The sequence below is a fragment of the Algibacter sp. TI.3.09 genome (genome assembly GCF_038154905.1).
In the GTDB taxonomy this organism is placed as follows: Bacteria; Bacteroidota; Bacteroidia; order Flavobacteriales; family Flavobacteriaceae; genus Algibacter.
In genome coordinates, this window is the sequence record NZ_JBAKAN010000003.1 from 129,659 (window position 1) to 143,368 (window position 13,710).

14 protein-coding genes and 1 riboswitch are annotated in these 13,710 nt (G+C 33.5%); of the genes, 9 read left to right on the forward strand and 5 right to left on the reverse strand.

Annotated elements, in window-relative coordinates; all coding sequences use genetic code 11:
- The first annotated feature begins 54 nt into the window (after positions 1 to 54).
- Positions 55 to 272, forward strand: a riboswitch (cobalamin riboswitch).
- Between the two features lie 30 nt (positions 273 to 302).
- The 3 genes from V6246_RS12445 (at position 303) to V6246_RS12455 (ending at position 4,312) form a co-directional block, all read left to right on the forward strand.
- A complete protein-coding gene (locus tag V6246_RS12445; RefSeq protein WP_341560801.1) occupies positions 303 to 2,156 on the forward strand; it encodes a TonB-dependent receptor domain-containing protein in 1,854 nt (617 codons plus the stop codon).
- Positions 2,157 to 2,166: 10 nt separating this feature from the next.
- Positions 2,167 to 3,219, forward strand: coding sequence for a YncE family protein (locus V6246_RS12450; RefSeq protein ID WP_341560802.1), 1,053 nt, complete (start codon positions 2,167 to 2,169; stop codon positions 3,217 to 3,219).
- 124 nt (positions 3,220 to 3,343) lie between these two features.
- Positions 3,344 to 4,312 (forward strand): T9SS type A sorting domain-containing protein, encoded by a 969-nt coding sequence (locus V6246_RS12455; RefSeq protein ID WP_341560803.1) that lies wholly within the window; start codon positions 3,344 to 3,346, stop codon positions 4,310 to 4,312.
- Positions 4,313 to 4,369: 57 nt separating this feature from the next.
- Here V6246_RS12455 and V6246_RS12460 read toward each other — a convergent pair whose 3' ends face one another.
- Positions 4,370 to 5,098, reverse strand: a complete 729-nt coding sequence (locus tag V6246_RS12460; RefSeq protein ID WP_341560804.1) for a Dph6-related ATP pyrophosphatase — start codon at positions 5,096 to 5,098, stop codon at positions 4,370 to 4,372.
- Entirely contained in the window at positions 5,098 to 6,576 is a 1,479-nt protein-coding gene (locus V6246_RS12465; RefSeq protein WP_341560805.1) for a S41 family peptidase, read from the reverse strand. The genes V6246_RS12460 and V6246_RS12465 overlap by 1 nt, the downstream gene beginning before the upstream one ends.
- 367 nt (positions 6,577 to 6,943) lie before the next feature.
- Here V6246_RS12465 and V6246_RS12470 point away from each other — a divergent pair, with 367 nt between their 5' ends.
- The 4 genes from V6246_RS12470 (at position 6,944) to V6246_RS12485 (ending at position 9,150) form a co-directional block, all read left to right on the forward strand.
- The gene (locus V6246_RS12470) at positions 6,944 to 7,453 is read left to right on the forward strand and encodes an RNA polymerase sigma factor (RefSeq protein ID WP_042495747.1); all 510 of its coding nucleotides are present in this window, start codon (positions 6,944 to 6,946) and stop codon (positions 7,451 to 7,453) included.
- Positions 7,440 to 7,931 (forward strand): hypothetical protein, encoded by a 492-nt coding sequence (locus tag V6246_RS12475; protein ID WP_042505807.1) that lies wholly within the window; start codon positions 7,440 to 7,442, stop codon positions 7,929 to 7,931. Before V6246_RS12470 ends, V6246_RS12475 begins: the two co-directional genes overlap by 14 nt.
- A gap of 43 nt (positions 7,932 to 7,974) precedes the next feature.
- Positions 7,975 to 8,532 (forward strand): DUF4252 domain-containing protein, encoded by a 558-nt coding sequence (locus V6246_RS12480; RefSeq protein WP_159019613.1) that lies wholly within the window; start codon positions 7,975 to 7,977, stop codon positions 8,530 to 8,532.
- A gap of 75 nt (positions 8,533 to 8,607) precedes the next feature.
- Positions 8,608 to 9,150, forward strand: a complete 543-nt coding sequence (locus V6246_RS12485) for a DUF4252 domain-containing protein (protein WP_341560806.1) — start codon at positions 8,608 to 8,610, stop codon at positions 9,148 to 9,150.
- Positions 9,151 to 9,406: 256 nt separating this feature from the next.
- Here the strand turns inward: V6246_RS12485 and purB are convergent, their stop codons facing one another.
- Positions 9,407 to 10,750 carry an adenylosuccinate lyase gene (gene purB / locus V6246_RS12490; RefSeq protein WP_341560807.1) on the reverse strand — a complete coding sequence of 448 codons (1,344 nt, stop codon included), beginning with the start codon at positions 10,748 to 10,750 and terminating at the stop codon, positions 9,407 to 9,409.
- A gap of 89 nt (positions 10,751 to 10,839) precedes the next feature.
- The gene (locus V6246_RS12495) at positions 10,840 to 11,406 is read right to left on the reverse strand and encodes an adenylosuccinate lyase (protein ID WP_341560808.1); all 567 of its coding nucleotides are present in this window, start codon (positions 11,404 to 11,406) and stop codon (positions 10,840 to 10,842) included.
- A gap of 37 nt (positions 11,407 to 11,443) precedes the next feature.
- On the opposite strand from V6246_RS12495, the gene V6246_RS12500 reads away from it, so the two are divergent.
- Together V6246_RS12500 and V6246_RS12505 are read left to right on the forward strand one after the other, a co-directional pair.
- On the forward strand, positions 11,444 to 11,917 hold the full coding sequence (locus tag V6246_RS12500; RefSeq protein ID WP_341560809.1) for a heme-binding domain-containing protein: 474 nt from the start codon (positions 11,444 to 11,446) through the stop codon (positions 11,915 to 11,917).
- 74 nt (positions 11,918 to 11,991) lie between these two features.
- Complete coding sequence (locus tag V6246_RS12505; RefSeq protein WP_341560810.1) at positions 11,992 to 13,227, forward strand: glycosyltransferase family 4 protein; 1,236 nt, start codon at positions 11,992 to 11,994, stop codon at positions 13,225 to 13,227.
- Here the strand turns inward: V6246_RS12505 and V6246_RS12510 are convergent.
- Positions 13,224 to 13,670 (reverse strand): KTSC domain-containing protein, encoded by a 447-nt coding sequence (locus V6246_RS12510; RefSeq protein ID WP_341560811.1) that lies wholly within the window; start codon positions 13,668 to 13,670, stop codon positions 13,224 to 13,226. The two genes, V6246_RS12505 and V6246_RS12510, sit on opposite strands and share 4 nt — an antisense overlap.
- Positions 13,671 to 13,710 lie beyond the last annotated feature (40 nt).

Below are 13,710 nucleotides of genomic sequence, written 5' to 3' on the forward strand. Positions count from 1 at the left end.
ATAAATTGAACAAGAAAAAGTGAATTTCATTAGTCTGCATTTAAAAAAGAATCTACTTTTGCAGAGAATTTTGGTTTCATTCAGTACGTGCTGAATGAATTAAAAGGGAATCTAGTTAAAATCTAGGACTGTTCCCGCAACTGTAAGTTTTTATCGAAATATTTTCGGTACTTCTTTAGAAGGTGTTATTAACTTCAAAACCACTGGTATTAACTGGGAAGGTAAGATAACATAAAATAAGTCAGGAGACCTGCCATTTTCATCATCTAAAACAACTCTCGGGTAAAGAGTTTTAAAGATTTATGAAACAGATTTTTACATTTTTAATTTTAATTTTAGGTTTAGGCGTTTGTAGCGGTGTGCAAGCACAGGTTGATGCTGTTCAAAAACTAGATGCTGTAATTTTAAGTGATAGTAAATTAAAAAACTATGCTGCTGGTATAAAGATTGAAAAACTTACCGATTCTGTTTTAAAGAATAATGCTACATCTTTAACTAATTTATTAGCTTTCAATTCTAATATTTATTTTAAAGAAAATGGTGCAGGTATGGTGTCGTCGCCTTCATTTAGAGGCACAACAGCATCTCAAACAGCCGTAATTTGGAATGGTATTAATATTAATTCACAATTAAACGGCCAAACGGACTTCAACACCGTAAATACTTCAAACTATAGTTCTATAGACATTAGAAGTGGTGGTGGAAGTGTGCAATACGGTAGTGGCTCTATTGGTGGTAGCATCCATTTAAATAACGATTTAACATTTACTGATCATGTTGAAACTCGTTTAAAAACGGGATATGGCAGTTTTAATTCTAAAAATTTAGGTGTTAATTCTTCCTTTGGAAGTGAGGCTTGGACGGCAAATATTGGAGTAGATTATGTAGACTCTGATAACGACTATAAATACCTTGGTACCGACAGTGTAAATGAAAACGGTGAGTTCCATAATTTAAATATGAATGTGAATTTGGGCGTTTTTATTTCCGATAAGGATATTTTAAAACTATACCACCAAAGTTATATTGGCGAGCGTAATTTTTCTGGCACTCTAGTTGGGCCTTCTCGTAGTAAATATGAGGACGAAAACTTTAGATCTATGTTGGAATGGTCGAGAATTATTGGTAAATTTAGTTCACGATTAAAAGTGGTTCATTTACACGAAATGTTTAAATATTTCGAGAACAAGGATAAAGACAATTATAGTTTAGGAAGAGTAAATACATTATTAATTAATCATAGTTTTAATGTGAGTTTTAATGAGAAACTTCAATTTAAAACCATATTAGAATATTCAAATTCAAAAGGAAACGGAGATAGTTTTAAGGAACCGGTAAGAAACGTATTTTCTACAACAGCGTTGCTTAATCACAAACCTAATAACTCGATAAGTTATGGCGTTAACCTAAGACAAGATTTTACAACAGGAGGTGAGAGACCCTTTGTATTTTCAGTTGATGCTGGTTTTGATTTATTTGAACATTATCAGATTCAAATAAACGGTTCTAAAAACTACCGTATTCCTACTTTTAACGATTTGTATTGGCAACCAGGCGGAAATTTAGATCTGGTTCCAGAATCGTCTTACCAAATAGATTTAGGGCAAAACTTTAATTACCCTAATTTTAATGTAAAGCTTAATGGTTATTATATCAATACTGAAGATATGATACAGTGGCAACCAAACAGCACTGGCCTATGGTCCCCTATAAATATTGGTGAAGTAGCAAGTTATGGTGCCGAAGTAGAGGTGAAATCGCATTACAATATTAATGAGCATCAATTTAATGTCTCTGGGCATTACTCTTATACTGTTTCTGAAGATTTAGAAACCAATAAACAACTTATTTATGTGCCGTTTCATAAAGGGAATCTAGCCTTGGCCTACAATTATAAAGTTGTTACAGTTTTTTATCAGCACATGTTTAATGGAGGTGTTTTTACTACAGCAGATAATCTAGAAGGACGTTTTACTTCTTTAAGCGGTTTTGATGTGGGGAATATGGGGTGTAATTACACTTTTTTTAAGAACACAAAAAACGAACTAGAAATAGGTGTTACTCTGAAAAATATATTTAATGAAGTTTACGAAAACGTAGCTTTTAGGCCTATGCCGAATAGAAATTTTAATATTCAAATTAACTATAAATTCTAATAAATTAAAAATGAAGAAAATTATTTTATCACTTTTATCAGTATCTCTTTTTGTCTTTTCTTGTTCTAATGACGATGATGGCGATGTGCAATTACCATTAGGCGACTATGATAATGGTATTTTAGTTAGCTCGGAAGGTGGGCCGGCATCTATATCTTATGTATCAGATGATTACATGACTTTAGAAAACGAAATTTATTACAATGTAAATTCTGAAAATTTAGGTGTGTATTTACAATCTATTGGCTTTGATGATGATTTAGCTTACATTATTTCTGATAACGCTAACACAATTACCGTAGTAAATAGATATACGTTTGTAAAACAAGCTGAAATTTCAACAGGTTTAATAACTCCAAGGTACATTACTTTTCTAAACGGTAAAGGGTATGTAACAAACTGGGGAGATGGTAATGATACTACAGATGATTTTATTGCTGAAATCGATTTAACGACAAACACTGTAACAAATACTATTGCAATAGGTGAAGGTCCAGAACAAATTTTGGCTAAAGGCGATAATTTATATGTATCGCACAAAGGAGGTTATAATATTAATAACATTATTTCTGTAATTGATACTACAGATGATAGTATTGAAACTATTACAGTTAATGATGCTCCAGATGAAATAGCTTTTGATTCTAACGGAAACTTAGTTGTTTTATGTAGTGGTGATACCAGAACTTTGGCAGCTGACTATGTAGAAACAGCGGCTTCTATAACACGAATCAATACATCTACGGATACTGTTATTGAAACACTTGAGTTTGCAGAAGGTTTACACCCAAGCCAAATGGCACATGATGATGACGAGGTTTATTATTCTATGAATAATAAAATATACGAGTTGGATGATGATGAATCAACTTTACCAACAACATCTATTTTGGATGTTGCAGATATTTATCTTTACGGACTATCTGTTGATGATGATAAAATTTATGTAACCAACGCAAGTTTTACAGCACAAAGTGAGTTGTTAATTTACGATTTAGATAGCGCTACTTTACTTGAGACTTTTAATGTTGGTCTTGGTGCATCGAAAATTTACTTTAACTAATATCTAAACTTTTACCAGTCCTGATGCACCCTAATGTATCAGGGCATTTTTAGAAAAACAACAATAACATATTAAGAACAGTTGCACTTTGTGACTGTTTTTTTTACACCTAATTTAAAAAATCATGAAGCAAAATTCCCTCAATTTATTACTTTTTGTACTATTTAGCTTATCTATTAATGCACAATCTTACGCACCAAAAGCAGGTGCTGATGGCTCAACAGCTATTCATCGCGATTCTGAAGATCTAGTAGCTTGGGCTACAGGTGCAGAAGTGGTTCGCGGACCTCAAAATATTGCAAACCCAACAGGACCGTTGGCAACTGTTGGAGAGGCAGATAATGCCATTGGAAAGTCTAATGGTGTGATAGTGAGTCTTGGTGATGGAGGAACTGCGGTTTTAACTTTTGAAAACCCTATAGTTAATAATGTGGGGTTCGATTTTGCTATTTTTGAAAATAGCTTTAGTGATACTTTTTTAGAATTAGCTTTTGTTGAGGTAAGTTCTAATGGAACAGATTACTTTAGATTTCCATCGCACAGCCAAACACAAACAGAGACTCAAGTTGGAGGTTTTGGAAGTGTAGACCCAACTTACATTAATAATTTAGCAGGCAAATATAGAGCGAGTTACGGCACTCCTTTCGATTTAGATGATATTACAGATAATGCTTTATTGAACAAAAATGCCATTACTCACGTAAAGCTTATTGATGTTATTGGCACTATTGATCCTGCGTATGCATCATACGATAGTTATGGAAATATAGTTAACGATCCTTACGCGACACCTTTTGGTTCTTCTGGTTTCGATTTAGATGCTATTGGTGTGTTAAAGCAAGTTACGCTAAGCTTAAATGATAAAACGGCAACTAATGCTTTAGGATTGTATCCTAACCCTGCAACGTCTCAATTATACGTTTCTAAATCTGGAATTGTTACTATTTATTCGGTTACTGGTAAATTAGTACTTAAGCAATTGGTGGGTAATAAAGCAACGCCTATAAGTGTTGCTCGATTAAATTCTGGTGTATATATTGTGAAGTTAACCACAACGGAAGGTGTACTTACACAGAAATTAATAAAGAACTAAATAGAATACGTATTGTATTTTTATAAAAAGAAATGCCACCTATTATGGTGGCATTTTTTATGTTGTTAGGTTTGGTACTAAATCACAATACCAAACGCCATATTTATCTGCAGAACAGATTGTGTTTTTATCGGTTTTAGGTATATCATATTCGCGATATACTTTTTCGCCTATAGTGAAAGATATCGGATTTTCAAAAATAGGGCCGTCGAAACAAAAAGTATGGAATTCGCCATTTTCTCCGCAAGGATCAACACCTTCTGGTAGATTAGCTATAAAATTTTCATCTATAATTGTACCTACGAAATCGGCATCGAAATATTTAGAATTAGCACAAACTATAATAGTTTTAAAACCTAAATTTAAAAACTCGGTAAGGAGTGTTTTAGTGTCTTTTTTCCAAATAGGAAAAACTGTTTTAATGTTGTGCTTGGCTAAATTGTTGTCTCTATAAGTACGTAAATCTTCCAAGAAAATATCACCAAAAGCACTGTGTGTAAAACCATCGGCTTTGAGTTGCGATACGGTTTTAAGCATAACATCCTCATAAATTTCCATGCTAGGCATTTCGGGAAGCTCTATAAGGCTCGCTTTAATGTTTAAGGCCTTGGTTTGGGCTAATAGTAAATCTGTTCTAAGCCCGTGCATAGACACTCTATTGTAGTGGCTGTTTACGGTTGTTACTAATTGCTCTATAGAATAATCTTTATTTTGTTGTAAATAATAAAGAGCTAAGGCAGAATCTTTGCCCGAGCTCCAATTAAAATACGTTTTATGTTTTTGCATTAACGAGAAATAAAGTCGCTATTAATATACATTTCGTTTTCGAATTTGTTGCCTGTTAAAGGTGTTTTTAAAAGTTTAAAATCGCCTTGTTTGGTAACAGTACTTCGTCCGCTAATACCTCTAATATCATCTAAAGCTGTTTTTAAAATCGCTTCGTTTTCGTCACCAAATGGTAGGGTAACATTCCAATAATCAGATTCTTTAATTTCGGCTAGGTTAGGTATAAAACCATCAGCATAATCACTGTCTCCATTTTTATTATAAATTTGAAATACAATAGGTTGTAGAGCGTTTAAATGCGAAGAGTTTGCTGAGCTTTGATTTAAGTAATCAGAGGAGGGAGAATCGTATAAAGTAATAGATCCTACGTTTTTTCCATAAGTTGTAGTACCAATAAGTTTCACTGGCATGTATGGTGCTAGTCCATTAATAATCATTTCACTAGCCGATGCTGTGTTACCAGAAGTTAAAATATAGACTTGGCTTAAAGTACTCAGGCGGTTAATGGCTTGTGTACCGGTTCTTTCACTATCGCTGTTGTATACGTTTAAAGTGTTTGCAAAGTTGTAATAATCGTTTTCGTCTTGTTGTTTGCTATTAAAAATTAACTCAGCAAAACGTTCTGTATTGGCGTTAGCATAAATCATACTAGCTAGGTAAACAGATGTTTCTACAGATCCGCCACCGTTAAGTCTTAAATCTAATACAAGCTCGCTAATGTTTTGGTCTTTAAAAAAGCCAAACGCGTCGTTTAACTCGTCGTTGTAGGATGATCTAAAGGCGTTATACACTAAATAACCTACTTTTCTTCCATCGATATCTGAAAAGACTTTGGTTAAATATACCGGGTTTTCTGAGATTACAGCAGATGAAATTGTTTTATCTTCTATAGCTGTTAAAGTACCAGCATTTTCCGAAACAAAAGATAACGTAACATCATCTTGATATAGACCATTTATGGCTGTATTGTATGTTGTAGTTGTTAGAACCGTACCGTTAATAGCGTTTATAATATCGCCACGATTAATATTGGCTGCACTAGCAGGAGAGTCGTCGGCTACGTGACGTACATATATAATAACATCACCTTCGGTATTTATTTGAACACCTTGAAAGCGTAAACCGAAAGATTTACTAATACCTTGAAAGGCTTGTTCTTGTTCGATATAATCTTCTATAAACCAAGAAAAACGATCGACTACATCGGTTTGGTAAATAAGACTGTTAAATAAGTTTTCTGGAGAAGAATATTGATTTAAATAGGCTTGGTAAGTGCTATTATCGTCAGCTTTAGAGTCGGCTAAATCGGGTACAAGGTCTTGCCAGTTGTACCAAGAGTTCATGGCTTTCCATACAAAGTCGTTTATTTCTTCGGTTTTCTCAGTTTCTGAGACAATAATATCGTCTTCATCTTTAAAGCAACTTGTTGCTGCTAAGGATATTAAGGTAATAAGGAAAAGGTTTTTTATATTTTTCATGTTAATTTTTTTAGTAGAGCACGATATTTAAAACTCTAAATTTAGGTACATTATTGTGTAATAAAAAATATTGTTACGGTTTAAAAATCAAACATTATGCCGCGTTTAACGATATTGTTTTTAGTTTAGACTGTTTTTGGAGGCAGACCTTACGTAAGGGATAGCAGTGGAAAGCCCACAGTAAGCCCGATGAGAATCGGGATTACGAGGACTTGGAGCGTATAGCCCGACCCTTTGTAGCTTTTGCGGAAAAGGGATACGCCCAAATTATTTTAAAGTTTTTTTTTATTTGATGTAACAAATGAGAAATGTAGTCGTCGTAACTTAAATAGCCGTAACCAAGCTGTTTTAATAAAACCAATTCAAAATGACTCAAACGGAGTTTTTAAATGTTGTAATGCCTTTTAAGGATAAAGTGTTTCGGTTAGCGAAACGCTTACTAGTTTCGACGGAAGAAGCCGAAGATGCGACCCAAGAGGTTTTAATTAAGTTGTGGAACAATAAGAAAAAGATTGCTGAGTATAAAAACGTGGAGGCTTTTTCGATGACGATGACTAAGAATTTTTGTTTCGATAAGTTGAAATCGAAACAGGCGCAGAATCTTAAAATTGTTCATACAAATTACGAGGATAAACAAACGGCTTTACAAAAGCAAGTTGAATTAAATGATAGCGTTAACTGGGTGTCGAAAATTATTGAAGATTTACCCGAGTTGCAGAAAACAATAATTCAGCTACGAGATATAGAAGAGTACGATTTAGATGAGATTTCGAAAATGTTGGATATGAATAATACAGCAGTACGCGTAAACTTATCGAGAGCAAGAAAAGCAATAAGAGAAAAACTGACTAATACACATAATTATGGTATTAAATAATATAGAAAATTTACTAGAAAAATACGAGAATGGCGAAACAAGCCTAAAGGAAGAGCAGCTGTTAAAAAACTATTTTGCAGGAGACAATGTTGCACCCCATTTAGAAATGTATAAACCCATGTTTGGCTATTTTTTGGTAAGCAAGCAGGAGCAATTTAATAAGGATATCCCTTTTGAAACAGAAACTAAGGCAACCAAGCGTAATTTTAATTACAAATGGCTTTCGGTAGCTGCAGTAGCGGTTTTAATGATTGGGTTTTACTTTGGAAGTGGTTCGTTAAACAATGATGACCTAGGAACTTATGAAGATCCGGAAGTGGCTTTAATGGAATTAACAAAATCGTTAGAAATGATTTCGCAAAATTTTAATAAAGGTGTGTCTACAGTAAATTATTTAGACGAATTGGAGAAAGGTAAAGCAACCCTTGGATATCTAAACGAAATTGATAATGCTACAGGATTAATTTTTAAAAACTAATTGAGAAAAAATGAAGAATTCAAATAAATTAAAATCAAATACAATGAGAAATAGATTAATAGTATTCGTAATGGCCGTAATGTTAGTACCATTAACAGGAATGGCGCAAAAAGATGTTTTTGAGAAATATAGTGACAACTCGGATGTGACTTACGTTTCAATAAAACCAAAAATGTTTCAAATGATTGCCAAAATGGGAATTAATGTGGAAGATGAAGAAGCTAAGGCTTATATGGATATGGTAAAAAGCATTACAAGTTTTAAAACCATGATTACCGATAATAAAGTGATCGCTGCAGATCTTGCTAAATGGGTAAAATCGCGCTCTAGTGCTTTAGAGGAATTAATGGAAGTGAAAGACGATGGTACTAACGTAAATTTTTACGTAAAAGAAGGTAAAGATGCCGACCACGTTAAGGAGCTTTTAATTTTTGTAAACGGCGTTGATAAGTTTATGGAAGAAGGTATTGAAGTAGGCGGAAAGGAACGTAAAATTGAAACTGTTGTTGTATCGCTAACCGGTGATATTGACTTAAATGAAATCTCTAAACTTACCGATAAAATGAATATCCCTGGAGGTAAGCACTTAGATAAAAAGTAATAGTTTAATACTGTTTAACAGATGTTTTACTTAAATATAAAAATAATTTCATCAATCAAATTAATACCATCAATCATGAAACGAGCTATTAATCACTTGTTATTAGGTCTTTTTGCTACAGTTATGTTAGTTAGCTGTAGCAGCGGGCCAACTTTACAAACTTATTTTGTAGACCACCAAGAGGCGCCAAATTTTATTTCGCAAGATTTACCAATTTCTATGTTGAAAGTAGATAAATCTAGTTTTACAGAAGAGCAAAATGAAGCTTTTAACTCTGTAACCCGTTTAAACTTTATTGGCTATAAGGCTAATGAAAGTAATACAGAGGATTTAAAAGTAGAAATAGCTGCGGTTAAAGAAATTCTAAAGGATGAGAAATACAACGAACTTATTGAGTTTAGTGATAAAGGCAATAAGATTGCTGTAAAATATATAGGTACCGATGATGAAGCAGATGAGATTATTATTTTCGGAAGCTCTAAAGAATATGGTTTTGGTGTTGTACGTGTTTTAGGTAGCGACATGAATCCATCAAAAATGGGAACTCTGGTTGGCGCATTAAAAGGTGCCAATTTCGATAAAGACCAACTTAAAGATATTCAAAACTTTTTTAAATGATTTAACTCGTAATCATTACAGTTAAATGTTAATGTAAAAAGGGACACTTTTGCCGAAGTGTCCCTTTTTTTTATGAGTGTATTTTAACTATTTTAAATTCTGTTTGGTGTAGATAATATTGTAAACAATGGTTATAAACAAAACAGATATTACTGTTAAAACAATATAATTATCGAGAACCTGTAAAACACCTGTGCAAAAAATAACCGCTACAAGAACGCCACAGAGTATTAAAGAAGTTTTATCATCAAACATATTATATACCAGTATAGTTGCTAGGTGTAATGTTTTTTAATTCTGTTTTTATAGCATCTGCTACTTCTAGCGTATCTATAAAATTAGAAATAGATGCTTGGTTTATTTTCTCGTTAGTACGTGTTAAACCTTTTAAAGCTTCATAAGGATTTGGGTATGCCTCACGACGTAATATCGTTTGGATAGCCTCGGCAACAACTGCCCAGTTGTTTTCTAAATCTTGAGCAAATTTGCTTTCGTTTAAAAGTAATTTGTCTAGACCTTTTACAGTCGATTTAAAAGCAATTAATGTGTGCCCGAAAGGTACACCAACATTACGTAAAACGGTACTGTCTGTTAAATCACGTTGTAATCTAGAAACAGGTAATTTAGCCGATAAATGCTCAAAAATAGCATTAGCTATACCTAAATTTCCTTCAGAGTTTTCAAAATCTATTGGGTTTACTTTATGTGGCATTGCAGAACTACCTACTTCACCTGCTTTAATTTTTTGTTTAAAATAATCCATAGAAACGTAAGTCCAGATATCGCGATCTAAATCTAAGATAATGGTGTTTATACGTTTTAAGGTATCAAATAAAGCCGCCATATGGTCGTAGTGCTCAATTTGTGTTGTAGGAAACGAGTGTTGTAATCCTAATTTTTCTTGAACAAATGTGCTTCCAAAAGCTTTCCAATCAATATTTGGGTAAGCGACGTGGTGCGCATTAAAATTACCCGTTGCACCACCAAATTTGGCTGCGCTTGGTATATCATTCAATAAATTAAATTGCTCTTGTAAACGTACAACAAACACTTCAATTTCTTTACCTAAACGAGTAGGAGAAGCTGGTTGTCCGTGCGTTCTTGCTAACATTGGTATGTGTGCCCAATCTTTAGATAATGTTTTTAGTTTTTCTAAAACCACAAAATATTCAGGTACATAAACATCGTTCATAGCTTCCTTTATACTTAAAGGAATTGCTGTGTTGTTTATATCTTGAGATGTTAACCCAAAGTGGATAAACTCTTTGTATGCAGAAAGGTTTAAAGCATCAAACTTTTCTTTTATAAAGTACTCAACCGCTTTAACATCGTGGTTGGTTACACTTTCAATTTTTTTGATGGCAAGTGCATCTTCCGAAGAAAAATTCTTGTAAATACCTCTTAAATTATCAAAAACAGCTTTGTCAACAGATTCTAATTGAGGTAAAGGAATTTCGCAAAGGGCAATGAAATATTCAATTTCTACTAAAACACGATATTTAATTAGAGCTTCTTCCGAAAAATAAGGTGCTAATTCATTTACTTTACTTCTATAACGACCATCGATTGGTGATATGGCGTTTAATGCTGATAATGACATAGTTTATTTGATTTTTTTGAAGCTGTAAAGATAGTTTTTTTCGTTGGAAGTCGGAAGTCGGATGCTTGAAGATTTAACGGTTTTTAAATTTATTTTTTCTTCATTTTTTTTAGAATAATTCGTGCTCGTGCTTTAAATGCAGCACTTTGAGTAGGGTAATCGCGATCTAAAATTATTTTTAATTCTGAATGAATCCAATCAAAATCTTTTCCGAATAAAAACAACGCAACCATGCTATAGGCTTTAGCGGCAACTTTTTCATCATTAATCATATAATCAAAACAGGTTTCAATAATACGTTCTTGCTGCGTTTTCGTTAAAGCTGTTTTTATCAGGTTATCTTCTTTAGAGTAGTAGTGCTGTGCTAAAATTTGACAAATTTTGGCCACTGGGCGCACCGCAGGATCTAAATGCACTTTGTTTATACCTTGGGTAAAAGGCTCTAAATAAGGCGCTATAGTATCGGTATTTTCGGTACACATAAACTCTAAAACCCAAGCTGCTCTTGGCGATAGTTTATCGTCTACCATAAAAAGAAGATCCAGTAACTTCGGGATTAATGCAGGATTATTAATCACCATTTTAGAATAAAACAAGCGCTTTTCTCTAGAATGGTTCACGTAATTTAATTCGTTGTACAGTTGCTCGGTAGTCAAATGGATTGCTTATTTTTATGCTTTAAATTTAATTAAAATGAAGATAGTAAAAAAAGTATTGTTGTTTTTATTGGTGGCCTTTGTGATCGGTCAATTTTTTGGCCCAGACAAAAATGAAGGTGATTTAGCTTCGGTAGATGCTTTTTTAGCTGAAACAAATCCGCCAGAAGATGTAAAACTCATTTTAAAAGAATCCTGTTACGATTGCCATAGTGATGTTACTCGATATCCTTGGTACAATAATATAACTCCCGTTAATTTTTGGTTAGCCCACCATGTAGAAGAAGGTAAAGAAGAGCTTAATTTCTCTAATTGGGTAGGTAATTCTTTAAAAAGAAAAGACCATAAGTTTGAAGAAATTATAGAAATGGTAGAAGAGAAGGAAATGCCTTTAGAATCTTACACCATTACACATTCTGAAGCTAAACTTAGCGATGCGCAAATTCAAGCTGTTGTAGATTGGGCCAAGTTAGTGCGTGTTACATACGGAATGCAAGCAAAGCCTGAGTAGGTTTAGTCACAGTCACAGTAACGGTTGCATTCGAATAGGAGAGCAGTCATTACGGTTAATATCATATAATTTAAGTGAATAAAAAAGTATTAATTATCGGTTTTGTTTGGCCAGAGCCTAAAAGTTCTGCTGCAGGTAGCCGAATGATGCAGTTAATTGAAACCTTTAAAAGTCAAGATTACAACATCACGTTTGCGAGTCCGTGTGCAAAAAGCGATAATGCTTTTAATTTAGAAAGTATAGGTGTTTCTCAAACTGCTATCGAATTGAATAATTCTAGTTTCGATACGTTTGTAAAAGATTTTAACCCAGATTTTGTGCTTTTCGATCGTTTTATGATGGAAGAACAATTTGGCTGGCGAGTTACCGAAAACTGCCCAAATGCTATAAAGATTTTAGATACTGAAGATTTACATAGTTTACGTAAAGGCCGCCATCAGGCATTTAAAGATAATGTTTTGTTCGATAAAAGCTATTTGTTTAACGATACAGCAAAACGAGAAATCGCTAGTATTCACCGTTGCGATTTAACTTTAATTATTTCGGAAGCGGAAATGGATATTTTAAAAAACGACTTTAAAGTAGATCAGGCTTTGTTGCTTTATTTACCGTTTATGTTAGAGTCAATTTCTGAGGATGCCATCACTAAGCTTCCTAAGTTTGAAACCAGACAGCATTTTATAACCATTGGTAATTTTCTGCATGAACCTAATTATAATGCCGTACTTTATCTAAAAGATACTATTTGGCCATTAATTAGAAAACAATTACCGCAAGCGGAATTACATATCTATGGTGCTTATGCATCTCAAAAAGTAACACAGTTAAACAACGAGAAGCGAGGTTTTATAATAAAAGGTTTTGCCGAAGATGTGCATACGGTTATGCAAGAGGCTAAAGTATGTTTGGCGCCAATTCGGTTTGGTGCAGGTTTAAAAGGTAAATTAATAGATGCCATGCAAAATGGTACACCTATGATAACTTCTACCGTTGGAGCAGAAGGTATGTTTGGTAAATTTGAACCTAATGGGTTTATTGAAGATGATGCCAATAGTTTTGCGAAACAAGCCATCGCATTATGCCAAAACGAAGTGCTTTGGAGTAAAATGCAGGAGAACGGATTTGCTATAATAAACAATCGATTCAATTCGCAAAAACATAAAAGGATGTTCTTATCGCGAATTGAATCGATTGTAGATCATTTAAATATACATCGCCAAAATAATTTTATGGGGCAAATGCTACATCATCATAGCATGCAGAGCACCAAATTTATGAGCCGATGGATTGAAGAGAAGAATAAAGCCTAAGCTTCTACTTCACTTTTCTTAATTTTTCTGTAAGTAAATGAGTTAAAGATGTTTCGTTTACCAAAACGTGTTTGTTTATCAGATTGTGAAAATTTGATATACAATGCTTTGTTTACACCAAAGAACTCATAAGTATTTCCGTCTAAAAAAGTAACTTCTAAAAGTAACCCTTTATGTTGCCAATCCATTATAGCAGTAGAAATAGTCGCATTAAATTCATCTAAATTAGCTGCTTTTGTTTCAGGAGCAATACTTACTAAAAAGTGGTAAGCGTCAATAATTTGTCTACTTTTTAATTCAGCTTCAATAGCCTTATCATCTCCAGCCTGAAATTTATCAGGGTGCCATTCTTTTACTAAGTTTCTGTAAGAAGATTTTAGAGCTTTTAAACTCATATCTTGTTCGGCACCAAATAATTTCTTGTATTCATTAATACGTTTCATAAATCGTAATTCTAAATTTTGCGCGAAGATAGTCTTTTAT